The sequence below is a fragment of the Aquirufa sp. ROCK-SH2 genome, from assembly GCF_054558315.1.
Genome location: NZ_JBPXKB010000002.1, coordinates 227,907 through 254,424, shown reverse-complemented (window position 1 = coordinate 254,424; position 26,518 = coordinate 227,907). Strand labels below are relative to the sequence as shown.

General features: G+C 36.9%; 21 protein-coding genes. 10 read left to right on the top strand and 11 right to left on the bottom strand.

Annotated features, from left to right (window positions below; translation table 11 throughout):
* Positions 1 to 3 precede the first annotated feature (3 nt).
* The gene (locus V7S79_RS05000) at positions 4 to 822 is read right to left on the bottom strand and encodes a phytanoyl-CoA dioxygenase family protein (RefSeq protein WP_459489460.1); all 819 of its coding nucleotides are present in this window, start codon (positions 820 to 822) and stop codon (positions 4 to 6) included.
* 316 nt (positions 823 to 1,138) lie between these two features.
* Between V7S79_RS05000 and V7S79_RS04995 the strand changes: the two genes are divergently transcribed.
* From V7S79_RS04995 to V7S79_RS04980, 4 genes are all read left to right on the top strand, one after another.
* The gene (locus V7S79_RS04995; protein ID WP_459489459.1) at positions 1,139 to 1,780 is read left to right on the top strand and encodes a SatD family protein; all 642 of its coding nucleotides are present in this window, start codon (positions 1,139 to 1,141) and stop codon (positions 1,778 to 1,780) included.
* Positions 1,773 to 2,138, top strand: coding sequence for a hypothetical protein (locus V7S79_RS04990; protein ID WP_459489458.1), 366 nt, complete (start codon positions 1,773 to 1,775; stop codon positions 2,136 to 2,138). The genes V7S79_RS04995 and V7S79_RS04990 overlap by 8 nt, the downstream gene beginning before the upstream one ends.
* Before the next feature lie 426 nt (positions 2,139 to 2,564).
* Positions 2,565 to 2,918 carry a type II toxin-antitoxin system RelE/ParE family toxin gene (locus tag V7S79_RS04985; RefSeq protein WP_459489457.1) on the top strand — a complete coding sequence of 118 codons (354 nt, stop codon included), beginning with the start codon at positions 2,565 to 2,567 and terminating at the stop codon, positions 2,916 to 2,918.
* The gene (locus tag V7S79_RS04980) at positions 2,908 to 3,198 is read left to right on the top strand and encodes a helix-turn-helix domain-containing protein (protein ID WP_459489456.1); all 291 of its coding nucleotides are present in this window, start codon (positions 2,908 to 2,910) and stop codon (positions 3,196 to 3,198) included. Before V7S79_RS04985 ends, V7S79_RS04980 begins: the two co-directional genes overlap by 11 nt.
* Before the next feature lie 154 nt (positions 3,199 to 3,352).
* On the opposite strand, the gene V7S79_RS04975 is transcribed toward V7S79_RS04980, so the two are convergent.
* From V7S79_RS04975 to V7S79_RS04940, 8 genes are all read right to left on the bottom strand, one after another.
* Entirely contained in the window at positions 3,353 to 5,920 is a 2,568-nt protein-coding gene (locus V7S79_RS04975) for a TonB-dependent receptor (RefSeq protein WP_459489455.1), read from the bottom strand.
* 278 nt (positions 5,921 to 6,198) lie between these two features.
* A complete protein-coding gene (locus V7S79_RS04970) occupies positions 6,199 to 7,653 on the bottom strand; it encodes a DUF1501 domain-containing protein (protein WP_459489454.1) in 1,455 nt (484 codons plus the stop codon).
* 2 nt (positions 7,654 to 7,655) lie between these two features.
* Positions 7,656 to 10,877 (bottom strand): DUF1553 domain-containing protein, encoded by a 3,222-nt coding sequence (locus tag V7S79_RS04965; RefSeq protein WP_459489453.1) that lies wholly within the window; start codon positions 10,875 to 10,877, stop codon positions 7,656 to 7,658.
* On the bottom strand, positions 10,874 to 11,932 hold the full coding sequence (locus V7S79_RS04960) for a hypothetical protein (RefSeq protein ID WP_459489452.1): 1,059 nt from the start codon (positions 11,930 to 11,932) through the stop codon (positions 10,874 to 10,876). The genes V7S79_RS04965 and V7S79_RS04960 overlap by 4 nt, the downstream gene beginning before the upstream one ends.
* Before the next feature lie 8 nt (positions 11,933 to 11,940).
* On the bottom strand, positions 11,941 to 12,873 hold the full coding sequence (locus tag V7S79_RS04955; protein WP_459489451.1) for an alpha/beta hydrolase: 933 nt from the start codon (positions 12,871 to 12,873) through the stop codon (positions 11,941 to 11,943).
* Positions 12,874 to 13,079: 206 nt separating this feature from the next.
* On the bottom strand, positions 13,080 to 14,336 hold the full coding sequence (locus tag V7S79_RS04950) for a YeiH family protein (protein ID WP_459489450.1): 1,257 nt from the start codon (positions 14,334 to 14,336) through the stop codon (positions 13,080 to 13,082).
* A 39-nt stretch (positions 14,337 to 14,375) separates the two neighbouring features.
* Positions 14,376 to 17,681 carry a glycosyl hydrolase gene (locus V7S79_RS04945; RefSeq protein ID WP_459489449.1) on the bottom strand — a complete coding sequence of 1,102 codons (3,306 nt, stop codon included), beginning with the start codon at positions 17,679 to 17,681 and terminating at the stop codon, positions 14,376 to 14,378.
* Positions 17,682 to 17,891: 210 nt separating this feature from the next.
* On the bottom strand, positions 17,892 to 18,689 hold the full coding sequence (locus V7S79_RS04940) for an SDR family NAD(P)-dependent oxidoreductase (RefSeq protein ID WP_459489448.1): 798 nt from the start codon (positions 18,687 to 18,689) through the stop codon (positions 17,892 to 17,894).
* A gap of 248 nt (positions 18,690 to 18,937) precedes the next feature.
* Between V7S79_RS04940 and V7S79_RS04935 the strand changes: the two genes are divergently transcribed.
* The 5 genes from V7S79_RS04935 (at position 18,938) to V7S79_RS04915 (ending at position 24,004) form a co-directional block, all read left to right on the top strand.
* Entirely contained in the window at positions 18,938 to 19,942 is a 1,005-nt protein-coding gene (locus tag V7S79_RS04935) for a phytanoyl-CoA dioxygenase family protein (protein WP_459489447.1), read from the top strand.
* Positions 19,943 to 21,058 carry a DUF6351 family protein gene (locus V7S79_RS04930; RefSeq protein ID WP_459489446.1) on the top strand — a complete coding sequence of 372 codons (1,116 nt, stop codon included), beginning with the start codon at positions 19,943 to 19,945 and terminating at the stop codon, positions 21,056 to 21,058. It abuts the gene before it with no gap.
* A gap of 81 nt (positions 21,059 to 21,139) precedes the next feature.
* Positions 21,140 to 22,195, top strand: a complete 1,056-nt coding sequence (locus tag V7S79_RS04925; RefSeq protein ID WP_459489445.1) for an NAD-dependent epimerase/dehydratase family protein — start codon at positions 21,140 to 21,142, stop codon at positions 22,193 to 22,195.
* Positions 22,195 to 23,259, top strand: a complete 1,065-nt coding sequence (locus tag V7S79_RS04920) for an NAD-dependent epimerase/dehydratase family protein (RefSeq protein WP_459489444.1) — start codon at positions 22,195 to 22,197, stop codon at positions 23,257 to 23,259. Before V7S79_RS04925 ends, V7S79_RS04920 begins: the two co-directional genes overlap by 1 nt.
* 1 nt (position 23,260) lies before the next feature.
* On the top strand, positions 23,261 to 24,004 hold the full coding sequence (locus V7S79_RS04915; protein WP_459489443.1) for a glycosyltransferase family 2 protein: 744 nt from the start codon (positions 23,261 to 23,263) through the stop codon (positions 24,002 to 24,004).
* 204 nt (positions 24,005 to 24,208) lie between these two features.
* On the opposite strand, the gene V7S79_RS04910 is transcribed toward V7S79_RS04915, so the two are convergent.
* Positions 24,209 to 25,180, bottom strand: a complete 972-nt coding sequence (locus V7S79_RS04910) for an aldo/keto reductase (protein WP_459489442.1) — start codon at positions 25,178 to 25,180, stop codon at positions 24,209 to 24,211.
* 225 nt (positions 25,181 to 25,405) lie between these two features.
* On the opposite strand from V7S79_RS04910, the gene V7S79_RS04905 reads away from it, so the two are divergent.
* Positions 25,406 to 25,753 (top strand): LytR/AlgR family response regulator transcription factor, encoded by a 348-nt coding sequence (locus V7S79_RS04905; RefSeq protein ID WP_459489441.1) that lies wholly within the window; start codon positions 25,406 to 25,408, stop codon positions 25,751 to 25,753.
* Between the two features lie 44 nt (positions 25,754 to 25,797).
* Here the strand turns inward: V7S79_RS04905 and V7S79_RS04900 are convergent, their stop codons facing one another.
* Positions 25,798 to 26,517, bottom strand: coding sequence for a DUF5672 family protein (locus tag V7S79_RS04900; protein ID WP_459489440.1), 720 nt, complete (start codon positions 26,515 to 26,517; stop codon positions 25,798 to 25,800).
* Between the last annotated feature and the right edge of the window lies 1 nt (position 26,518).

The following is a 26,518-nucleotide window of genomic DNA, read 5'->3' as shown; positions in this document are numbered from 1 at the left end:
CTTTTATTTTTTTAAATCTTGTAAAGTTATTTCTGCATCTTTTTTGAGAAAATCCTCTGATACCACTTTTTTCTTACCTGATTCCAAAATCGCGGTATCAGGAACCATTTGAATGGGAGTTATGCAAGAAAGATTTTTTTCTCTAAAAGGTTTATTAAAGGCCAAATTATAGGCTGAAATGACAGACCAGCGTGCGTTATCTGACAAATTAGCCTCGGAACGATGGAGAAGATTACTGTGAAAAAATAAGACGTCACCTGCTTTTAATTCACAATAGACCAATTCAGAAACCTTAGCCGCTTCGTTGACAAAATCCATATCTGCACCTTGTTGTTCACCAGCGAAAAGATGCTCAAAACGTTGCATTTTATGGGTACCTTTTAGTACCTGTAAACATCCATTTTCAATCGTAGCGTCGGTGAGCGCAACCATAACTGAAATCATAGCTTCTGGAAATAGAAAACCATTTTTATACCAATAGCCATAATCCTGATGCCACTCCCAAGAGCCCCCAACACGTGGTTCTTTTTGCATCACTTTGGAATGAAAATGACAAACTTCACCCTCACCTAAAAGTGCTTGGACCCCTTTCACCAGGCGTTCTGAACGGGACATTAGACCAAAAGAATCATCTCCAGCAGTAAACCAGAGGGTTAATTTAGTCTTTTTGCCAGAAAGGTCATTGAGATCAAAAGCATTGGACACCACGGAATCATCCGTTGCGATTTGGTACAACAAGTCGATTTCTTCCGCAGAAAACATATTTCTAGCAATCAAAAAACCGTCTTGATGATAGGCTTGCTTCTCTTTTTCGGTAATCATTGTTGATAGGTTTAGAGAGGCAATTTAATAAAAAAATTGAAGGATTGATGTAGGAGGTAAGAGGTAAGAGGTAAGAGGTAAGAGGTAAGAGGTTACGTATTTTCCTCTCTTCTCTCTTCACTTTTCCACAAAATCAACTTCTTGATAAAATCATTAACTGCTTTTAAGCAGATAGAGGATTTTGTTACTTTTGAAAAATTGACCAAAATAAAAATCTAAAAGGGAAAAGATTGAAAACATATTGTGCAAATATTACAAATATGCAAAAATTGCGTTTTTTACGCAAAAAGTATAAATTTGTAAAAAAAGCGCAATAATGGACTTTCCAATTTTAATGGCTGATGTAATAAATAGTGGTGGGAGAAATCCTGCATTACTTATGCAGCAACTTAAAGACGTTGTAACAACAATCAATAAAGAAAAAGGTGCAAACTTAATTTCACCTTTGACAATAACCTTAGGGGATGAATTTCAAGGATTATCAAACTCGATGGAAAATGGAATCAATACAATTTTTGATATCGAAGAAAAAATAGTACATAAACAATACAATTTGAAATTAAGATATGTTTTATATTTTGGTCAAATAGAAACAGAAATAAATAATAAAATAGCCTATGAAATGTTAGGTGAAGGGCTTACAAATGCAAGAAAAGAATTGAATTCTTTGAAAAACAAGGAAGTTAGATTTAAGATTCGGTTAACAAAAAATGAACTTAATAAAGAAACATATTTGAATAAAGCGTTTTCCATCTATCAAAATTTTGTTGATTCTTGGAAAGAGAAGGATTTAAAAATTGTCAAAGAATTTTTATTACATGAAGATTATAAAACCGTTGCTAAAAATGTAAACATCGATCCATCAAATGCTTGGAGGAGAAAAAAAAGCCTAAATATTCACGAATACAACCACATAAAAAATATTATTTTATTTATTTTAAATCCTAACCATGAATGATAAATACCTATGCTTCGTTCTTATTTTCCTGATTGGAGAAATAATTGTTAATCGAACATTTTTTACCTATTTGAGGAAATATTTTAAAGTCGATAAAACCATTTCCGAAGATGAACCAGCCGACAAGTTTTTAGGACTTGACATTTCTTTATTCAAAGGATTATTAGAAAGATTCCTCTTATATTTTGCCTTAACCATAAATTTGACCCAAATATTAATTGTTTTTGGCGCCATTAAAATAGGAACTCGATTTGACAAAAATGATAAAATTAAAAATGATTACTTTTTAATTGGAAACTTTAGTTCGATCTTCATTTCAATCATATATTATTACATTTTCATTAAGTTAATAACTTAAAAATCGTTTAACACTAACTACTCAGATTACAAATAAATAAACCCTTTTCACTAACCAAAAAATGACACACGAAATTAACCAAGACATTCCCAAGGCTTATTTTGAGATTGAACAGTCAACAAAAGACAGTGGCTTTATTTTTGATGTGACAATCTAATTCGCCAAATGGATGGGTTGAAAAATCTCTGTGCCCTCTGTGTTGAAAATTCTCATTTGTTTTTAACACAGAGGACACCAAGTTTTTCTCTTTTCCCGTTTTCTCTCTTCTCTCTTCCAAAAAATCAACAAGTTGATAAAATAATTCACTGATTTCAAGCGGTTAGGGTATTTTATTACATTTGAAAAATTGACCAAAATAGACATCTAAAACGGTAAAAGTAAGAATAAATATTTGGCCAAATGTAACTTAAAAATTACCTTTGAAAAATGAAAATACGAGAAGTCGTAGCTTATAAAAATTATTTTGAGGATTTTTTATTATCCCAATCAGGTAAGGTACAAGATAAAATCTTTAAGATAATCGAAGCCATAGAAACCTTAGAAAGAGTACCAAGCAATTATTTAAAGCATATAGAAGGCACGAAAGGACTTTATGAAGCAAGAATTCAGATAGCCTCAAACATTTGGAGGGTTTTTTGCTTTTTGGACGAAGAAAAACTGGTTATTCTGCATAACGGATTTCAAAAGAAAACACAAAAAACACCAAAAAAAGAAAAAGAAAAAGCATTACAATTAATGGAAATGTATTTCACCGAAAAAACCAAGGAAAATGAAAACTAAAAGCTGGACAGAAATAAAGAATCAAGTTTATGGAGCGCAAGGAACGGAAAGACGTGATGAATTAGAAAGAGAGGTAGAAGGCTTCAAAATTGGCTTGTTACTAAAAAAAGCCCGTGAGGAAAAAAAATTAACTCAATCTGAGTTGGGAGAACTTGTGGATAAGAAACGGGAATATATTTCTCGAATTGAAAATAATGGAAGTAATTTAACATTAAAAACGCTCTATGATATAGTTGAAAAAGGCTTTGGAGGGAAAGTGCATATTTCCATTGAGGTTTAAATGCTAATCTTCTCCGTGCCCTCTGTGTTAAAAATGCTGATTTGTTTTTAACACGGAGGACACAAAGTTTTCCTCTTTTCCCGTTTTCTCTCCTCCCATTTTCTCTCTCCTCTTTTCCCGTTTCCTCTCTCCTCTTTCCTCTCTTCTCTCTTCATTAAAACGCATTCCTCAATGTAATTCCAAAAGTTCTTGGATCTCCCAAGACAGCGGCGTATTGGCCAGCGTTGCCTGCACCAGGTAGTAATTGCTCGAAATAATCTTGGTTCAAGAGATTTCTTGACCAAAAAGCAACACTGAATCCTTTGCTTGCTCTAAATCCTACACGAGCGTTTAATAGCGAATACCCATCTACGTTCAAATATTTGGATGGCGATGGACTAGATGAAAATCCGGATCTCGTATATGCATCTACAGCGACATAAAATTCGCCAGTTTGGCCCAATAATTTTGACACACTCGTAAATTCCCCGCCAAAGGACCCTACCCATTTTGAAATACCTGGAAGTGCGCCACCAGAAATGTCTTTGAAACTCGCACCGCCTGTTTCTTCCAAAGGTGTTGGTGCGTTGGTGAATTTCACGTAAACTCCTTCAGTATAAGATACGTTTCCATAAAACGAAAAGTGCTTGGTTAAACTCAAGGTTCCATCTACTTCCAATCCTCTGACTTGCACTTGCTCCGCATTCGCCAAATAACCTCTGTTTACCGCTAAATCAGGGGTTTGTACCAAGGTCTGATAATCTTTGATGTCTGTATTGTATAAAGTCAAATTCAAAGTGGTGTTTACACTTGGTTTGGTTTTTACACCCAACTCTACGTGCTTCACGGCCTCTGGTTTAATGGTCGCTAATTCCGTCATAGGCTTTCCTCCTGAAGAGGGTAATCCACCTAAATTAATACCTACGGGTTTATAACCTGTTGAATAGGTCACAAAGGAATTGAATGATTTATTCGCTTTGTAGGCCAAAGAGATTTGTCCTGAAAAATTGGTATCGTCTACATTGGCGTCAAAGGCTTGATTGCTATACACTAGATTTTTCAAGGCAATCAAAGCGGGGTCTGTGGTAACTAATCCGCCATAAGTTTCTCTTTTGAAAGTGATAGATTTTTTATCATAATTATAACGTAATCCTGGCATTAAACTCAATTTATTGGTCAAAGCGATGTCCAATTGTCCAAACACAGCCGCACTTAGCGTATTCAAATTTTGGTCCGTTTTGATACCGTAACCGTCCAATAATCCTGGAGTTTTCCATAAAGCACTGGTAGTGCTTTGCGAGAATCGCCAAGTATCTTTCCCTGATTCTTCCAATTGAACGGGATCGGATTTTAAGTTTTGACCAAAAGCAAATACACCAAAAACTGCACTTAATTTGGAGGAAAATGTTCCTGCCCAACGCAATTCTTGCGACCATTGCTGATGCTTGGAAGTTGCCTGCGACAATTTCAAGGCTTGTAATCCGGTAAAATCGCGGTCATTAGACGGATCCCAATTCCAATATCTCCAAGCAGAAGTAGCAGTTAAAGTTCCGGGACCTACTTGAATATCTGCATTTAATGAAATTCCTCCTAAATCTTGATTGGATCTCCAAGGAGTATCGGTATCAATCAAGCGATCAAAGGGATTTCTACTGGCTGGAGTATAATTTAAATCTTTGATAATTTGCTCAAATTGGCGGTAATTTGCACGAAGCGTAGGAACTACTCCTGCCAAAACTTGCGCATATCCATTGGGTCTTTGTTGGGTTACATCCGCAATCAAAGTCAATTTTACATGCTCCGATGGAACGAACAATAATTGCCCACGCAAACCAATATTATTCATGTCATTCACCTTTTGTTGTGAAACTACGTTATATAAAAGTCCGTCTCTTTGTGTCCCCGAAAAAGAAATTCTTCCTGCGAATTTTTTACTCAATGGTCCTGTGATGGACGCTTTTGCTTGAATAAAACCATAATTACCATAACCTAATTCAAATTGAGCTCCTGGAGTAAAACTGGCTTTTTTGGTTGTTACATTGAAATTTCCGGCAGTCGTGTTTTTACCAAATAGTGTTCCTTGTGGTCCACGCAAAACTTCCACTTGCTCTACGTCAATGAAATCCATGGTGGTGGCTGCTGGACGAGCATAATAAACACCATCTACATAAAACCCAACACCTGGGTCTATTCCATCATTCGTTAGTCCAAAAGTTGTCCCTAAACCTCTGATACTTAAAGCTGTGTTTCGTGGATTAGAAGAGTAAAGTTGGACAGAAGGAATCAATTCCTTTAAACGGTTAACGTTAAATGCACCCGTTTCCGCCACTTTCACCCCTCCTACCACAGTTATTGGAATGGGTACATCTTGCACCGCTTCTTTTCTGCGTCTAGAAGTAACCACAATTTCATTCAATTCCTGAATATCTTCATTCAAATAAATTTGGACAGGCGTTCCTTGGGCGATGTATTCTGTTTTTTGGTAACCTATAAAACTTACGATTAAGGTATAAGGAAATTTTTGACCTGTTTGAAAATAGAAATGCCCTTCAGCATCCGTCGTTACCCCGTGGGTAGTGCCTTTGATGAAAAGTGAAGCGCCGGGAATTGGCTCTTTGGTTTTGGCATCAAATACCTGACCGCTTAAAGTTGAATTGATCACGGTTTTTGCTTGCTGTGCTGATAGCCCAAACGACAAAAACAAAATTCCAAGTCCGAAAATAAAACTGCTTACCTTTTTCATATTAATCTTTGATTTATAATTACACTACTAAGTCTATAATTTTAGTAGATTATAATGCAAACATAAAAGGTAAATAACTAAAATGCAAAAATATGTTGGAAGAAAATTTTAGGGCAATTCGAAAAAACGAAAAAAATGTGCCTTAAATTAAAAATAAAGCCATTTATTAGTATATAAAATTAGTAAATTTATTTTTTGGAAAAATGAAAAAGTGATATTTTTAAACTCTCTTTGTGATCTTTGTGGTAAACAAAATTTTAACACGAAGGGCACGGAGTTTAAGAAAGGACCCCCTTTACCACCTTTCCGTGCACATCCGTTAAACGGAATCTTCGCCCTTGGAATTTGAAGGTTAATTGTTCGTGGTCTATGCCCATTAGGTGCAATAAGGTAGCTTGAAAATCGTGCACATGAACAGGGTCTTTAAGAATATTATAAGAGAAATCATCGGTTTGCCCATAAGTGATACCTGGCTTTACTCCTGCCCCGGCCATCCACATAGAAAAGCAACGAGGATGATGGTCGCGCCCATAAGAAGTTGCAGATAATTTCCCTTGCGAATATACCGTCCGACCAAATTCGCCACCCCATACAACCAACGTATCTTCTAATAGGCCCCGGCGTTTCAAATCAATTAATAAAGCGGCTGTCGCTTGATCTGTTTGCTTGCATTGCTTAACCATATTTTTGGGCAAATCGCCATGATGATCCCACCCTTGATGATACAATTGAACAAAGCGAACATCTTTTTCTAATAACTTTCTTGCCAATAAACAATTGGCAGCAAATGTTCCTTTGTCCTTACTTCCTTGCCCATATAGTTCAAAGGTTTCTTCACTTTCATCCTTTAAATCCATCACTTCTGGGACAGACGTCTGCATTTTAAAGGCCATTTCATATTGAGCGATTCGGGCATCAATTTCAGGGTCACCCCAGGTATCATTTTGCAAAGCATTTAATTTGGATAAATAATCCAACATTTCTTTTCGATCTGCTCCATCATAGCCCTCTGGATTGTTCAAAAACAAAACAGGGTCTTTTCCCGACCTAAATTGTACACCCTGATGCTCTGAAGGCAAAAATCCATTTCCCCAAAGTCGAGCATACAAGGGTTGATCTTTGCTGGCATCTTTAGAAACCAACACAATAAAAGCTGGTAAATTCTGATTTTCAGAACCTAAACCATAACTCAACCAAGAACCAATCGAAGGTCTGCCCGCCAATTGATGTCCCGTTTGGAAAAAAGTAATAGCCGGATCATGGTTAATTTGTTCCGTAAACATGGAATTAATGATGCACAAATCATCTACTACTTGGGCCGTATATGGCAACAATTCACTCACCCATGTGCCTGATTTACCATGTCGTTGAAAGTTGAAATTGGGCGGAACCACCGGCAAAATGGCTTGATTGGCGCTCATGCCCGTCAATCTTTGCCCTTTTCGAATCGAATCTGGTAAATCTTTGCCATAAAACGACTTCAAATTTGGCTTATAGTCAAAGGTCTCAAATTGAGAAGGTCCACCTGCCATGAATAAATACACAACACGCTTGGCTTTGGGAGCAATACTGGGTAAAGCACGCATGATTTGATCTTCCATGCTTTCGCCTTTGGCTTGTCCAGCAAAAACCGAATTCAATGCCAATGCACCAAAACCCATCGCCGTTTTTTGAAGAAAATCTCGGCGATCTAGCTTACGATGTAATTCGAACAAGTCATTATTTTTATCCATGATTATCGCTTCATTAGGGTTGCATCCGAATTTAAAATAGTACTTGCAACAACGGCGTTGGCGGCTAACTGTGCTTTATCTAATCCTGCAGAAACCTTTCGTCTTCCTGCCTGAATCCAACCCAAGGTTTTTTCCGGAAATTGCTTGAATTTAGCTGCTTGACTAGTTTGTAATTGCATCAATAAACCCATTTGCGATTCATTAGGCGATACCCCTGTCAATTTCCGATAGGCATTTTTTATAGCAGTTTTAACATCTTTTTCTTGACACATTTCAGAGGCAATCAACTTTGACGCCTCCACATAAGTAGGGTCATTTAATGCCACCAAAGCTTGCAAGGGAGTATTTGTTTTTTGTCGTCTTGGCAGACAAGATGTTCGAGCTGAAGCATCAAAGGTGCTCAAGGTGGGATTAGGAACGGTTCTTTTAACAATGACATACAAACTTCTCCGATAAATGGCGTCCGTGGTGTCTTGGGTATAAGTGGAGCTATTGATTTCCCATAATCCAGACGGTTGATAGGGCTTCACACTCTTTCCTCCAATTTCAACATTCAGTAAACCGCTGGCAGCCAATGCATTATCACGCATCATTTCAGCGGTTAATCGGGTTGAGGGGCCTCTAGACAAATAGCGATTTTCAGGATCTATCTCTCTGTTTTCTTTGCTTGTTTTAGAATCTTGCTGATACGTTTCAGAGAGCAATATTTGCTTAATGAGGTATTTTACATCCCATTTATTTTGCATCAAATCAACCGCCAACCAATCCAGCAATTCTGGGTGACTAGGCATTTCACCTTGATTCCCAAAATCTTCCGAGGTTTTGACCAAACCTGTTCCAAAGAAATTTTGCCACAAACGATTCACCGCGACACGGGCAGTTAGTGGATGGTTTTCGTTGGTCAACCATTGCGCCAAGCCCCATCTATTTTTAGGTAAATGAGCTGGAAAATTCAACACACTATTCGGAGTGGAAGGATAAACTGGAATAGTGGGGGCATCGTATTGACCCCGAGCAAGCAAATAAGCTTGCTTAGGTTTAGGACGCTCTTGCATGATCATCAATTCAGAAATATGCTCCGTAGAATCGGATAAGGCGGTGCGCAAATCTGTTAATTCTTTATATGCCTTTTGATAGTTTTCGTCACAAACTTGGGTAAAATAATCATGCAAAACATTTTTTTCCTGGCTAGAAAGATCCTTGATTGATTTTGAAACAATCGTATTCCAATCGGCTTTTTGGGCAATGATTTTTACTTCCAAAGGCAATAATTCCCGGTTATACACCATTAAATCATCCACTTTTCCCCCTTTAAAACCGAGTCCACGCCACCATGCACCGACTTGAATAGCGGGTTCGGATTTAGAATGAAAAATAATGTCTTTATACAATTGATCGATTTCCGTTTCCATCTCTAATTCTTCCCCATCGAGAAATAATTTAAAGCCTTTGGCAGAAGATGAACCATCATAGCTTAAAGCCAAATGAACCCATTTGTTTCGTGGGGCTTCTTGAACAGACAACTTCGTTATGGCATTCGAAGGCGCGGTATGCGCCATGGTAATTTCAAATTTGCCATTTCGCAAGTACAAATGAAATCCTTTGAAATTGTACAAGCGTTCCGCATTGGATTTGTGCAAAATCACTCCCTCATTCAACTCTTTGGGAATATATGCAGCAATTGCTACGGTAAAAGGATTGGATTTTCGGAAAACTCCTACCGTATTTAAATCTAAATAAACGTCACCATCCAAACTCAAATGATTACCTTTAGTATCATTTTGAAAATTTGGCAAATCCCCTTTTTGTCCAGATTCATGTTTCATTTCCGCTTTTTGGGTAGAATCTATTTCATTGAGGAGACCTTTTTCAAACCTATAATATCCTTTCAACCCAGCCATAGGAACACGATTTTCTCCCAATTTTTGATGATTCCCTTGGTTTAACCATGTTTCAAAAGCAGGTATATTTTGACTTTTTATTGAAGACAATTCCGTTTCTTTATGGTGAATTTTCTGCTGAATGAATGCCAGAATTGCCTCTTTTTCTTTGCTTGGCAGTAACATCGTAGGTGTGGGCATATCGTCATTGTAGGAAATTTGACCTGCCTCTCTTACATTATTGAAAAAGCTAAACAACTCATAATAATTTTTCTGGGAAATTGGATCATATTTATGATCATGGCAACGGGCGCAACCCACAGAAAGTGCCATAAAAGCATCTCCAAACGTATTTGTTCGATCCATCACATATTCCGTTTGGAACTCTTCTTCAACAATTCCCCCTTCTGTATTTTGCTGATGATTGCGGTTAAAGGCTGTTGCAATCAACATTTCCTTGCTTGGATTAGGCATCAGGTCGCCGGCCAATTGATAATGGATAAATTTATCATAAGGCATATTTTGATTAAAAGCATTTATCACCCAATCGCGATAAGGCGACATATCCCGAATTCTATCTACCGTATAGCCATGCGAATCAGCAAATCGTGCGATATCCAACCAATCAGTAGCCATTTTTTCGCCAAAATGGGGCGAATGAAGTAGTTTATCTACTTTTTTCTCAAAGGCATTGGGACTTTTATCTTGTAAAAAATCATCTGATTCTGCTAAACTTGGCGGCAAACCTGTAACATCTAAGTACAACCTCCGAAGTAATAATTCTTTGCTGGCTTTGGGATTCGACTTTAAGCCTAATTCTTGTTGTTTTTTTTGAACAAAATAATCAATGATCTGAGAAGGTTGAACCAGCGATTTGTCTTGAATATTTTTTTTCTGTGGTTTCACAAAAGCCCAATGTGCTTGGTAAATCGCTCCATTTTGAATCCATTTAATCAAAATGGCCTTTTCTTTCGTGCTTAAACTTAGGTGCGATTTAGGGGTTGGCATCCTATACTTAGGGTCATTGGAAATAATCCGATGATATAATTCACTTTGTTTTAATTTACCCGGTTTAATGGCAAATTTCCCTGGACTTTCGGGTAGTTCAGCATAGGCAGCATCTTGCAAATCGAGCCTCAAACCCGCTTTTTGTTTCGCTTTGTCTGGACCATGGCAAGCGAAGCATTTATCAGACAAAATGGGTTTTACATGAATATTATAATCTAATTCTTTGGGCAATTGTCCCATTTCAAAGATAATCTCCTCTGGAATTTTAAGCATCGTTTCTTTGCTTTTATGAGCAAAAAGTAATCCCGGAAAAAGCAATAAAAGGTATTTTATCATTTCTTAATGGAATCAGGTTTAGACAATACTTGAAAACCGGCCTCTATGCGAAGGGCAGGCAAATTCTTTTGCAATTCTGCCAAAGCCGATTGACTTACTTTGGTCTTCCAAACAAACAATTTTTTAAGCACTTTACATTTTTGCAAAGCTAAAACTCCTTTATCAGTCAAAGGATTATTATATACATTCAATTCTTCCAAAAAAGGCAACTGCGTAATTTGCAACAAGGATTCATCGCTTAAATGCGTATTGGCCAATTGCAGATTTTGAAGATTTTTGAACAAGGCAATTTTTTGTAAATCTTGTTTTGTGAGCGGAATATTATTCAAGCGCAAAGAGACAATTTGATCTTTGAGGCTCATCATTTGAGCCAAAATAGAAGGATCTAATGAGGACACGTTGACAAAATTCAAAGCTAGTCCCTGACTATTTTCCTCCATTTTTGTCACCACAATTCCTTGCGTTTTAAGAGCGTTTATAGCCTCCACATTAGCCTCCTTCATGGGTAATGGTAGAATTTCTTCCTCCATTATATCTTCTTTTTCAAATGGAATTGATTTTTCAGGTTCTGCAGAAATGGTTTCCAAGGATTTTGGCTTGGGTTTTTCCAAAAGTGTTTGAACAGAATGAATGACATTTTCTTTCCATAATTTGAAACTTCCGTGGGTAAGGATTGTACCAAGATAGAAAGTAATAAGCAGAAAAATAGTGGCAATGGGCAATGAAAAATTACGGTATTTTTTGATGAAAATAATCGCCAAATAAATCAAAGTTGTAGAGATTCCAAACCACTGATGTTGTTGAACCAAGGAAGATTTCATTTCTTCCAAATTGGCCAATAAATATCCTGAAACACAAGAAAGCAAAGAAAAAAACACCCCTGCTTTTAGTAGATAATCGAAGGAAGGCTCTAATCTTTCCCTCTTGGATTTTGGTAAAAGTGAAAAAAATCCAAGGAGCAATAGGAGTCCAATGGGAAAATGTACAAACAATGGATGCAATTCTGAGAATGTTTCCAGAGAAAATAAGCCCTCAAAAAATTGTTTCCATTCCATTTAGTTCATCATTGTTTTTTCACGAATTGAACTATTCCGTCTACCAATTTCTCTGAAAGTGGTAGAATGGGATTACTATAAGCCTGCATATTCGCTGCTCGATCTCCTGAAACAATTTTTAGCACATGATTCATATTCTCGATCATTAGCAATTGACCAAATTTTGCATTTTTGTACAAAACATTGGCATCATCTGCAGTAATTTGGAGGTCATTCGTTCCTTGAATGATCAAAGTCGGAATGGTTAATTTCGTTATTTCTGTTGCTGGATTGTACTTAAACCAAGAAACCAAGTAAGGTTGAACACTCGCTCGGAAAAGCGAATTTAGCATTGGTGAAACATTGGAAACCAATTTCCCTGCTTTTAAACTATCAATGATTGGAAAACATAAATCTTGTACCATTTTAGGTTGAGTACTCAATTGTTTTTTCAGAATTTGATCTGCGGGATCCCCCGCACCTGCAATAGAAACAAAAGCATCCGTATTTTGGGCAGCAATCATACCAATCAATGACCCTTCGCTGTGACCCGCAATGATTATTTTGGCAAATTTCTTTTCTGCCTTCATTTTTTTCACCCAATCTGAAGCATCGTTGATATATGTATCAAAACGTAAATCAGCTTCTTTCAAATCAGGCACCTGACTTTGAGCAATCAATCGCTTATCGTAGCGTAAAACGGCAATTCCATTGGATGCCAATGCCTCCGCCAACATTTTTAAAGAATTATTTTTCATCATGGGATTATTCCCATCTCGATCCGTTGGGCCAGAGCCTGCTATCAAAATAACCAAGTTTAATTTTTTATTCGACTTCAAAGGGCTAGTTAATGTTCCTTTTATGGGCCCTAAATCAATTTCTTCGCTAACAAAAAGGGAGTCTTTTTGGGCGAGGGCTGTAAAAGAAATAAACAATACGAATAAAAGTAAAAAATGTTTCATTGGAGGCTTAAATGAAGAACTACAAGTTCTGATAATAGTCCGCACTCAGTACAACTGAGCGCGAGTAAAAGGTTTAATAAAGAACTACAAGTTCTAGTCATAGTCCGCACTCAGTACAACTGAGCGCGAGTAAAAGGTTTAATAAAGAACTACAAGTTCTATTCATAGTCCGCACTCGGCGCAGCCGAGCGCGAGTGGTGCGCGATTTAAAACAAAATATACGCAATCAAAAGTGTAACAAATACATTGAACAATTGCGCAATTAAAAAAGCATACAATGGCTTTTTGCCCTCTTTATTGAATAAATCAGCAAATTTGGTTTCCAATCCAATGCTCGTGAATGCTAATGCAAACCAAAGTCCTTGAAGCGCCTTCAAACTTCCTTTGACAGATTCAATTTTTTCAGGACTTACCAAAAAAGAAAATACAAGGGAGGCCGCAATAAAGCCAATCACAAATTTTGGGAAACGCTCCCAAATGACTCCAACTGTCGGTTTTGCTTCTTTTACTTCCGCTGATTGATTTTTGGTATACGTCCAATAAATCGAAATGGCGAAAGCCGCTAAACCCAATAAGACATTTTGTGAAAACTTCACGATCGTTGAAATTTCTAAGGCTTTCTCTCCAACCAAACTTCCTGAAGCAATTACGGCCCCCGTGGTATCTATGGTTCCACCTAACCAAGCGCCTGTAACTTCTTGAGAAAGTCCCAATGCCTGAGCAATAAATGGCAAAAAGATAATCATTGGAATGGCTGTAATTAACACGATGGAAATCACATAAGATAGTTTTTTTGAATCTCCCTTGATAGCGCCTGATGTGGCAATCGCTGCTGAAACACCGCAAATAGAAACAGCACTGGATATCATAATCGCCATTTCTTCGTCAATCCCCATTTTTTTAGCTACCCAAAAGGCAAAATACCAAACAGATACTACCACAATTAATGCCTGCACCAAGCCCAAAGACCCTGCTTTTAAAATATCCCCAAATATGACGCTAGAGCCTAAAATGACTAATCCAATTTTAACGAATAATTCCGTTGAAAGCGAGTCAGTCAACCATTTTGGAAGTGAAAAGAAATTACTTAAAATCAAACCGATAGAAAGACTGAAAATCACCGCTTCCAAGTTCCAATTTTTCAGGAAAGCATTTCCGGCTAAAATCAATGCTAAACAGGTTAAGACATAAACAATAGGAAATCCCTTGATCGTCGCAAGCACACTTTTACCCAATGCTTTGGTGGCTAAAATCGCTACACCATATACGTAACAGAATACTGTGGCTATTTTAGTGAAGTTTTCGACAATCAATACTTTTTCAAAAAGTTCAGTGCTGTCTTTCCACCCAAAAGCGGGACTCGGGACTTTGATGCCAAAAAGCGCAAGTGCGATAAGTAAAAAACCGAAGACTACGACAGTCCAGTCTTCGGTCAAGGTAAATTTTGAATTCGATTCAGACATTTTAAATAGGTTTTAAATAATTGTCCGAAATATAAGATTTTATTTTAAACGATTCACAAGAACAGGCCCTAATAAACCTGATTCTTCTGTCGGTGAACCCGCTTGAAAAAATGGCATGGTTGTAAAAGTGATTTTCTTGGCATTCGGTTGAGCATCTCCCACCAAACGATTTACCCAGGAATTGACCACTTTAATTTCCAGCGTATTTTTCCCCATTTTCAAAGCGTCTGTAATATCTACTTTAAAAGGTTTTTTCCATAAAGTTGCCACAAGGTTCCCATTGATGGAGATTTCGGCTAAATTTTTCACATCACCCAAATCCAATTCAATTTTTTCTCCTCTAGCTATACTCATTAAATCAATTCGATTCACATAAGTAGCTGCACCAGAAAAATATTTAACCCCTTCCAAATCGCTTTTATTCAAAGAAATCAATTGATCCATTTTAATTTCATCCGGAGCACTTCTGTCTTTTTGAAATTTCACCGTCCATGGACCTTCCAAGCGTTTTGAATCGGCTAATTTAGCATCAGGAACCATCAACTTATTGGTCGTAGAAATACCGTCAAACACAATGAATTGAGCATCCCAAGGAGAAAATTTCAAGTCTATTTCAGTTCTGCCTCCCTTAATTTCATACGAGATTTTCGAAATTTTTCCTGTTTGAGGATCATAAAAACTTGGAACTTTTCCTCTAACTCGGAAAGAAATTTTTGCCGAATTATCATCCGCTGAACGACTGTTTAACCAATAGATATCTTTCCCGTCAACCTTCCTATGTTGAAATAATATTTCTGCTTTTTGATTCGAAATTTGGATATCCTCTGGCACATTTGTTGCCGCTAAAACCGATTTCAAATCTTTACCAAAATGTACATTAGGTAGTGCTTTTAATGCTTCAATCGTAGAAGCAAATTCCTTAGTGTTATCACCCAAAGTTGGACTTCCTAAAGGCACAAAACCTGTAATGATGGCTCCTTCTTTGGCCAATTCAAGAACACGCTTTAAAGTCCCTAATGTCATTTTTTGAGCCGACTCATCCAAGGCTAACACAGCATATTTAGTACCCCCTTTGCTAACTAAAATTTTGTCTTCAACAGAAATCGCATTTTTTAAAGCATTGGCATTAACAAAATCAAACTCATAACCAGCAGGTACCGCTGGGAGGGCATTGGTAAATTGGGAAGTAATGTTGGTATTTTCACCATAGAAATACAATACATCCGCTACGTTTTTACCCGATTGCAATAAATAAGAACTTCTACCTAAATATTCAGCCCAAATTTTCGCTTGATCAGCCCACGTTTCTTGGCGCGTAAACCATTGACCAAAAGGTCCTAAAGAAAATCCAGGATATAAGTTATCCAAAGGTTGATGAACAGAGGTATGAATCACAAATCGATTCAAACCCGAAGCCATTTCCATATCCGCCGTACGTTTTAGGGATCCTGGATGCGGGCTAAAAGAATTACCAACTGTTGTCATAGATTCCCCAGCAACAATGTTTTGGCCATAAATATGAGCTACAGAGGCCGACTCACGAATGTCTGCTCTACTTCTAATTTCTTCGTCTTTTCCAGCAGCCAACGCGCCTGGTTGCCACATGGCAGACATCGGTACATCCGCAAATCTTTTCACATCCATTCCATCTGCTAAATAAATTCGGCCATTTTCATGTGATTCTGTATAACGCTTCATTCCTCTTTTGGCTAATAATTCACCAATCAATTCATAATGATTTTCTACAATCATTTCACCAATGGTTTTACGGAAATCCCAAAGGAATTTTTCGCTTTCGGCTGCGGAATTGACAATTCTACCAGCTAAAACAGGCATAAAAGGTTTTAAATCATACCCACGACGTGACTTAAACTCGTCCATCATGCTTGGCGTCCAGTTCATGTGCCCAGCTTCGTAACTATCCAAAACCATGTGTGTTAGACCTTCGCTACCCATTAAGCCTCCCGTAGCATCTTTGTACTGATCTAAATAATTTTCCAAATAACGAGTCACCGCATCTCGATCCAATTTATCCACTTCTAAACCTGTTGCCTCTGGAGATGCAGGGTGATTTTTCTTGCCCGTCAATGAATAACCAAAGCGTAAGATGGCCCATTTACCAGCTGGCGCATTCCATTGCAAATGCCCATCGGCTTGCATCATCGAAGTGATGTCTATCACTTGTTGAGAAGGCGCGCCTAATTCTGTTGGAATTGTTTCGCTTAGATTTTCTTTCCAAGGCACAAAACCCGCCTTTGCTTCAAACAAATTAACTTTAGGAGCAGTATGAACGACAAATTCTGAAACTTTTGTCCCTTTGGGATTGGGATCTGGCTTGGCACCAAACATCGCCTCTATTCCAGCTGGAGCAGGCGGTTGAGTGATGTAAACCAATCGGATTTTTTTCATCATCAAAGGCGCGAAAGTCAAGGTATTTTGCGAAGTGATCAATCCCGGCACTTTGATTAATTCTTTGAAATTGACACCATCTTCACTGTATTGCACAAATCGATTATTTCCGGCTCCTCTAAAAACAGCCAATTCACCATATCCTTCATTGGCAAAAGTTAAGCCATATATTTTGGTTGGTTGAGCAAATTCATATTGAATATAGGTTTCATCCCCTGGCTTTTTAGGCTCCAAATAATCGAAGTTTTCTAAATCGCCATCTGATAATTTATCCAAAGAAAAATTGCCTCCAGACGTTGTCAATTGAGGCTTTAACTCCTGCATCGACAATTCATTGCTACTAATTGGATAGGCCATCACGGCGATATCTTGGTAAAACTCCGGATCTTTAGCTTTATTTTGTTCAAATGCACCAAAACCTCCCGCTTCGATTTTCACATTTTGCATAGGGCCAGTAGCAGAAGAGGGGTGCTGTATGTTCGTTGAAATCAATTTACCTCCATCCACTATGGTTTCTGTCCAAACATATTTTTTCATGGCATCGCCTGGTTTCACCCAAGGCCCACCTGTTACTGACCAACCAGGAGAACCTGCAATAGCCATTTCTAAGCCTTTTTGCTTGGCTAATTGAGTAGTAAATTTGAAAGCATCTTTCCACGGCGTCGTCATAAAAGAAAGTTTCTCTTTCACCATTACGGGAGTCATCAACGATGCATCAAAATTCTGAAAACCACCAATTCCTGTTTTCGACATCCATTCCAAATCCTTTTGAATTCCTTCCTTAGAGATATTTCCATTCATCCAATGCCACCAAACTCTAGGTTTTGCCGCATTCGGGGGAGTCACAAAACCAGCTGTAAATTTATCTTGTGCAAAAATGGAATGGGCCAACAACATCAGTATGCTGGCAGAAAAAATTTGTTTTAGGGTTTTCATTTCAAAAATTTTAAGCGAAAATTGAAATTAATAAAGTGAAGAAAAACAACTATCCTTTGGGGGATAAGGATTAAGGAAGAGAGAAAAGAGGAGAGAGAAAAGAGAAAAGAGAAAACCTATTACCTTTTACCTCTTACCTATTACCTTTTACCTCTTACCTTTTACCTATTACCTCTTACCTATTACCTCTTACCTTTTACCTATTACCTCTTACCTCAAAAGTGCTTTCATTTTCTTACGGATAAAATTGGTAGCAAATTCAGGAGCAATTCGAGTTAAAATATCTAAAAATTTAGCATCAGAGCCTACTAAGACGCGGTATTTGTTTTGCTCCATGGCATCCAAAATAATGGTGGCGGCTTTATCAGCTGCTAAAGAAGTCATTCCTGAACTCTGGTCGCTTTTGGGCATATCAATGCCTGAATTAGTCGTGATATTGGTGGCAATTGCTCCAGGAAAAACGACAGTTACTCGAACATTGCTTTCCTTTAATTCAGCATACAAAGCTTCGGTAAATAATTTGACTGCCGCCTTAGTGGCGCCATAAATACTTTGTCCAGGAACGGGTAAAAATCCGCCCATGCTGGATGTATTCACAATATGTGCTTCTGGCCGAAGCAATAAATGAGGCAAAAACACTTTCGTAACATTCAAACAGCCGTAAAGGTTGACGTCGATGACACGCTTGATTTGCTCCATGCTCAAATCATTTACTTTTACAAATGGCTGAATGATGCCTGCGTTATTCATGATGCCATCAATTTGACCAAAATGTTGAATGATCAAATCTGGCAAAGTTTGCACTTTTTCATAGTCGGCGATATTGCATTCCAAAGGTAGAAACTGATCATCGCCAACTTGACAAAGTTGTTGTGTTTCCAAGAGCTGGGGTAAATGAATATCCAAACCTGCTACTTTCGAACCGCGTTGAATCAATTGAATGGCCATTTCACGGCCCATTCCGCTGCCTGCCCCTGTTATTAAAATTACTTTCCCATTGACATTCATAACATTTGACGTTTAAGAAGATGAAATATGAAAACACTTTCCTTAAAATTTTTAAAATTAGTTCATCACATAATTAACTATTTTCGTCCAATTAATAATATAAAGAAGTTTATTATATTAAAATCTGATCAAGTAGAAAATGTAAAACACGACATAAAAAAATTTAAACGACTAAATAAATTCTCTAGATTGAAATTTTTGATTAATTAAAAAAAACAAGAAATTGTAGTATAAAAAAATCCATATTTATGAAAATGAATATCCCTTGGGTTGAATCCCCCTTTTTTGAAAAAATTATACAAACAAAAAATTTATCAAAGGAGAATGAACAACTAGCTCGTGATTATCATAAAAATGGTTTCGTTGTCATTAAAAATCAATTCAAGGAAGAGGAATTAGATGCTGTTATTGAAGAAATGCATTCCAAAGGATTTAATCCTGAATTTAAATATAGTCATGATCGAGATAAAAACAGATGTCAAGATTTATGGAATTATTCCCAACCAGTTACCAATCTATCCATTAAACCAAGCGTGTTAGAAACCTTGGAAATGTTGTATGGAAGGGAAGTTGTCCCTTTTCAAACGCTTAATTTCTTAAGAGGTTCTCAACAAAAAGCGCATTCTGACACCATACATTTTAGTTCACTTCCTGCACGATTTATGGCAGGAGTATGGATTGCCTTGGAGGATATCACTGAAGAAAATGGACCATTATTTTACTATCCAGGATCCCATAGGATGCCTGAATATAACTTTAACCACTTTAGGGAGGAATTATTGGACAATAGTTATGACAACTATCCAGAATACGAAAATTTCATAGGTGAATTAATGGATAACTCTAGCTATGAAAAACAAGTATTTCTTGCCAAAAAGGGAGATGTTTTAATTTGGTCTTCGAACATCATTCATGGTGGCAGTCCTGTGTTAAAAGAAGGAAGCACTCGCTATTCGCAAGTCACACACTATTTTTTCAAAGATTGCCTGTATTATTCTCCTATGGGTTCCAATACCATTTCAGGGGAATTACTAATGCGTATGACATTGAAAAACATGCGAACTGGGAAATTAGAAAAAATGACTTATAATGGCTATCGACCAAGATTAACCAGAACATTTAAACATTTGTATGTCATTAACGAACACTTATTCTATCCAGATATTGTTCGTTTTTTCACTGATATTTATTATATTTTGAGCAGACAAGGCTTAAAAAAATTAATCAGTTTGGTTCAAAATAAATTCAAATAAATGAACAAAATCTTCCTTTTATTCCTTTGGGGAGTCTTGGCTTTCGCAGGTTTTTCACAAGACAAAATCGATTTAGGTCCTTTGAAAGGAGGAGGATATCAAGTATTTATCCCGAAAAATTGGAATAAAAAATTAGTCATGTTTGCGCATGGCTATCAGTTTATGGGTAGCCCAGCCGCAAGTGCCAATGCAGGGCTGGAGAAAAAAATGCAATTTATTTTGGACAAAGGCTTTGCATTAGCTGCCTCAGATTATCCGATTCAAGGCTGGGCACTACCTGAAGCAGTAGATGCCACAGAAGAATTGCGTAAGAAATTCATTGAAAAATATGGCCAACCCGATTCCACTTTTATGGTAGGACAGTCCATGGGCGGAGGGATTACCTTGGCTATCATGGAAAATTTTGGGCAATATTATGATGGAGGTTTACCGATGTGTCCATTAGCATCTCGCCCCTATTTACAAACGAGAAAGGAATTTGATATGTATGCCACCTTCAATGGTTTATTTCCCGGAATCGTCCCCAGTTTAAAAGAAATTTTTGACCCAAAAAGTAACATTCAATTTGTTTCATTTCAACAAGCTGGAGCTAGAATGCAAGAAATTAGTCAAGCAATAATGACTAAAGATTCTTTATTAGCAAAAGCTTTTGCTAATAGATTTGATTTAAAATTAAAGGATTTGCCGGCGGCCTTGTTTTTCAATTTAAATGTGTTGAGAGATGTGGCATTGAAAGCACAAGGGAATCCGTTTGATAATACGCAAACATTGTACACAGGTTTTCCAGACAATGAAAAAGTTAATCAACTTGCTGAAAGATTGGCTGCAACGAAGAGTCCAGATTTACTTTTTAGCAAATATGATCGAACAGGAAATATAAACAAACCTGTCTTATTGCTTCATACCATATATGACCAATTGATACCTCCTAACTATGCGGTTACAAACTTTGAAAATATGGTTATTCAACAAAATAAAACAACATATTTTTCAGTGAAATATACAGATGGACAGGCCCATTGTGCATTCACTCCTCAGCAAAGTGAAAAGGCGTTTGATGCGCTCAGAAACTGGATTAAAACAGGCACTAAGCCCTTCAAAATTGAGAAATATTAATCAAAAATCCATTACCACAGGATAAGTTAATTTCATAAAAAATCCTTTAAATACTATATTTGTATTTTAATTCTCAATATAATGCCTAAAAAATTAATTGTAACAGGATCACTAGGATTAATAGGTTCAGAGGTTAGCGAATACTTTCTTGAAAAAGGGTGGACAGTTCATGGTGTAGATAACAATCAAAGAGCTGTTTTTTTTGGTTTACATGGTGACAATTCGTCCAACCAAGACCGATTGGCTAAATTTGGCGATACTTACCAACATCATCAGATTGACATTCGTGATAGACAAAGTGTGTTGGATTTAATTCCAAGCATTCAACCCGATGCGATTGTTCATACTGCCGCACAACCTAGTCACGATAGGGCTGCTTCTATCCCATTTGAAGACTTCGATACCAATGCTGTAGGAACATTCAATTTATTAGAATCAACAAGAAGATATAGCACCAGCATACCATTTGTACATTTATCTACCAATAAAGTGTACGGAGATGCCCCCAATTTTATCAAAATGAAGGAATTGGAAACGCGTTTCGATTATGATGATGCTACTTATGAGCATGGAATTGCCGAAAGTTTCAGCATAGATCAATCTAAACATTCCCTTTTTGGAGCATCTAAAGTATCCGCAGATATTTCTGTACAAGAATATGGAAGGTATTTCAACATGCCTACTGCATGTTTAAGAGGAGGTTGTTTAACGGGCCCTAATCATGCGGGAGTAGAATTACATGGATTTTTGAGCTATTTGATCAAATGTAATTTGGAACAAAAAGAGTATACTGTTTTTGGCTACAAAGGAAAACAAGTTAGAGACAATATCCACTCGCTAGATGTGGCAAGATTCATTGAAGAATTTATCAATGCGCCAAGAGTTGGAGAAGTGTATAATATAGGTGGGGGAAAAGATAATTCCGTTTCTATTTTAGAGGCATTTGATTTAATCTCAAAAATCAGTGGAATCCCAATGAAATACAAATACGATGAAACCAATCGAATTGGAGATCATATTTGCTATTACAGTGACTTGAGAAAAATGAAAGCACATTATCCCAATTGGGACATCACCAAGTCCTTGGAAGATGTGTTTACTGATATTTATAACCGCTACATGGAAGCAAAAAAATAATGAAAATACTAATAACTGGAGGCTGCGGTTTTGTTGGATCTAATCTAGCTATTCTGTTTAAATCTTATTTAAATGAATCGGAAATCTTTTGTTTGGACAATCTTTCAAGAAGAGGGTCTGAATTGAACATGCGAAAAATTGTATCCTTTGGAATACATTTCGTACATGGAGATGTTAGAAATAAATCGGATTTTGACCGCATTCCAAAAGTGGATTTAGTCATCGATGCTGCCGCAGAACCTTCTGTTTTAGCAGGAACTGTTCCGGGTGAGTTAGAGAATTTGATTGATACCAATTTAAATGGGACCATCAATACCCTATATTTTGCCAAAAGACATCAAGCGAAATTTGTCTTTTTATCGACGAGTCGAGTTTATCCTTATGATCAATTATTGAACGTCCCATTAGAGCATTCTTCTCAACGATTTGATTTTTCGAATGATCAACAAATTGCAGGGATTTCAAAAAAAGGAATTGCAGAAAATTTCCCATTGGAAGGATTACGTTCATTGTACGGTGCAACGAAACTTTCCTCAGAATATATCATTAAGGAATTTGCCCATAATTTTGAAATACCAACCATCATCAATCGCTGTGGAGTAATCAGTGGCCCTTTTCAAATGGGGAAAATTGACCAAGGTGTGATTGTTTTGTGGATGGCAAGGCATTTTTGGAAGAAAAATTTAAGTTACATAGGTTTTGGAGGATTAGGCCAACAATCGAGAGACGTGATTCATATCAAAGATCTTTTTGAATGTATTTTGTGGGAAATTAATCATGTAGATCAGGTACATAACCAAATTTTCAATGTAGGTGGTGGACTAACAAATTCTGTTTCTTTGGCAGAATTAACGGCCTTATGTGAGGAAATTACCGGAAATAAGATTGAAATATCCTCCGATAGTGTCAATCGACCTGGAGATATCCCTGTCTTCATAACAGATAATACCAAAATTAATGCCATCAGTTCTTGGCAACCTAAAATTGGAACAAAACAATTATTACAGGAAGTGTTTGATTGGATTGAGACAGAACAAACTTTCTTACAACCAATCTTAGCATAAAATGGAAAAGTTAAGTATTGTAATTCCTGCCTACAACGAAGAAGGTTCCATTATTGAAACCTTGAGTACGCTGTATGATAAATTAGTTAAGGAAAATATCGAACATGAAATTGTTGTCGTAAACGACAACTCCAAAGATAATACCTTGGCTATTTTGGAGGAGTTAAAATCAACAAGTATTCCGACTTTAACTATTTATACCAATCATGGGCCTAATGGTTTTGGATATGCAGTAAGATATGGTTTAGAAAGATTTCAAGGGGACATGGTGGCGGTCGTGATGGCCGATTTATCCGATGATCCTGCAGATTTAGTGGCGTATTATCGTTTGATGGTAGCCAAAAATTTGGATTGTGTTTTTGGGTCGAGATTCATCAAAGGAGGAAAAGTGTATGATTATCCCAAACACAAATTAATCATCAATCGAATTGCTAATTTCATCATCAAAGTTACAGTTGGAATAAACTACAACGACTCTACCAATGCTTTTAAAATGTACAGAAAGCATACAATAGAAGGAATTAAACCCTTTTTAGCCCCACATTTCAACTTAACCATTGAACTACCTCTCAAGGCAATCATCCGTGGATATAGCTATGAAGTTTTACCCAATTCATGGAGAAACCGTAAAGCTGGCGAATCCAATTTGAAAATCAAGGAAATGGGTAGCAGGTATTTATTTATCTTGTTATATGTCTTGATCGAGAAGTTTTTTTCGAGAAATGATTTTAGGAAGAGAATGTAATGAGGTAAGAGGTAAGAGGTAAGAGGTAAAAGGTAAGAGGTAAGAGGTAAGAGGTTTTCTCGCTAGACAGGACACTTCCTATAAAGTGTGTAAGAAAAAAATAGCGGGTAAAATTTGCTTATAAATTCGAAAAGGCTGCTTCCGGAAATACTGTGAAAAAAACTATTACCTCTTACCTTTTACCTCTTACCTCATACATCATCCCTACTGCGACCATTCCGTCGGCTGTCTTTCCCAACGATGTTGTTTTAGTTTTTCTAATAAAGATTTTTCTAAACCTTTGCCATCTGAAGCTGCAATATTGCTTTGAACATGCTTGATTTTACGCATTCCTGGGATAATCGTTCCAATGTTTGGATTCGACAAGATAAAACGAAGAGCCATTTCAGGCATATCCATGGTAGAAGGCACTAAAGGTTTAAGCGCATCAGCATGGTCAACACTCGAATTTAAATTCTCAGGCACAAAATAGGTGGAACGCCAATCGTCTGCAGGGAAAACAGTTTCTTTGGTTAGCAAACCCGTTAAACTACCTTCGTCAAAAGGTACACGAGCAATGACACCCACGTTTAATTCCTTGCACAAAGGAATCAATTGGTCTTCTGGATTTTGATCAAAAATATTGTAGATAACTTGAACAGAAGAAAACAGATTTGTTTTTAATGAATTCAAGCAATTATTGGGTTCCCAGCGATTAACCGATATTCCCCAATGTGCTACTTTCCCTTCTTGTGTTAATTTTTCAATGGCTTTTTTGCATTCGTCATTGTCTGCCCAAGCATCTTCCCAAACGTGAAATTGCTGCAAATCAATTTGCTCCACACCAAGATTTTTTAAACTTTTCTCAGTGTATTCAATAATGTGTGCGGCAGGAAAACAATCTTCTAATTTAAAATGAGATTTTGATGGCCAAATAAAATTTTTGGGTGGGATTTTGGTAGCAGCATATAATTTTTTTGACGAATGTCTTTTTAATAAATCGCCTAAAATTTGCTCACTCAAACCTGCTCCATATCCCCAAGCAGTATCAAAAAAATTACATCCTAATTCAACAGACAATTCCAAGGATTTACTTACATCATCCTGATCTGAACCTGTCCATCCTGCCAAGCCCCACATACCATATCCAATTTCACTTATTTCCCACTGTGTTTTACCAAAAATTCTCTTTTCCATTTTTTTCATTTTAATGTCCACAAATGTATTAATTCTTTCTTTTTTATCTATCTGTTATGTTGAACTTCCTTTCTACATCATACGTCATACATTATACGTCATACATCAAGCCTAGTTCCAAAACGCAAAAAAAAGGGAATAATATGTTTTTCACGTAAATAACCTAATTTAATTACGTATAAATCAACAAGAAATTTAGCTTTGAATCTATCAAAATCAAAACCTATGTCGACAAGTAAAAACACAAGCAAAGAATCCGAGAAGAAGTCGCTAAAACTAGGTACGATATTTGTAAATCCTGAAACAATCAAATTCATTGAAGGAGAAGGTAATTATTCCATTGTGCATTTTGATGACGGGAGCAAAAGACTTTCTTGTAGGACTTTAAAGTATTTTGAGAATTTATTAAAAAACTTTCCATTTATTCGTCCTTCTAAATCCTATTTAATAAATACGACATACATTAAAGCTGTCGAATTAAAATCGAACAAATCAATCATCCTACATGATGACATTGCGATAGGAATTTCAAGAAGAAATGTCCCAATAATGAAAGCTTATTTTAATTTATAGAGTTATAGAGGTTTCCCTTTTCTACTCAAAAGTAATTTCGGGGATTATAGATTTACCATTATTTTCTTCCAAAAACTGGGATTATATTTTTCCCAAGCATGGCAGCCAAATGGTAATTGATTATTATTTAGTTGATATGCCAATTTTGGATTCTTCTCAAAACCAAAAGCTAGCGCTTGTTTCCAAGTTGGTAATTTGAGCATGAATCGCAATGGAAATGAGCGTCTATGATAAACGGAAAACAGAGTATCTTCGTTGGCAGGCCATTGATTATACAACAAATGATACCACTTCAAAAATCGGATGATGGGCTGAATTTTTCGCAAGGAAAAACCCCCATTAAATAATACAGGATCTACTACAGGCCAATTAATGGTTTCATTATTTTCCCAATGTTTTCTTCTCAATTTAGGGCTCCCGATATAATCAAAACCTTTCGCGCACCATTCTTTCAATTCATCCCTAAAAACAAAAGCATCTAATTGATAAATCAAGATATATTCAAACGCCCGAAATCGCTCATAAAACTCGACATTAATCAATAAATGATTATACGTTTTAGTGCTTTCAAAATAGGCAGCAGGGAAGCCTATAAACGATGAATTGGGCGTACTGTCGATGTAATCCGTTTGAAAATTATCAGGCCCAACAAAAATAATGGGATAATGCCCCAAAATTTTGATGCATTGCTTCAATGAAAGAGCTTCATTGGAATTTAGTTCCGATTGATAAACAGGAATAACAATTGCGACTTTCCGTTCCATT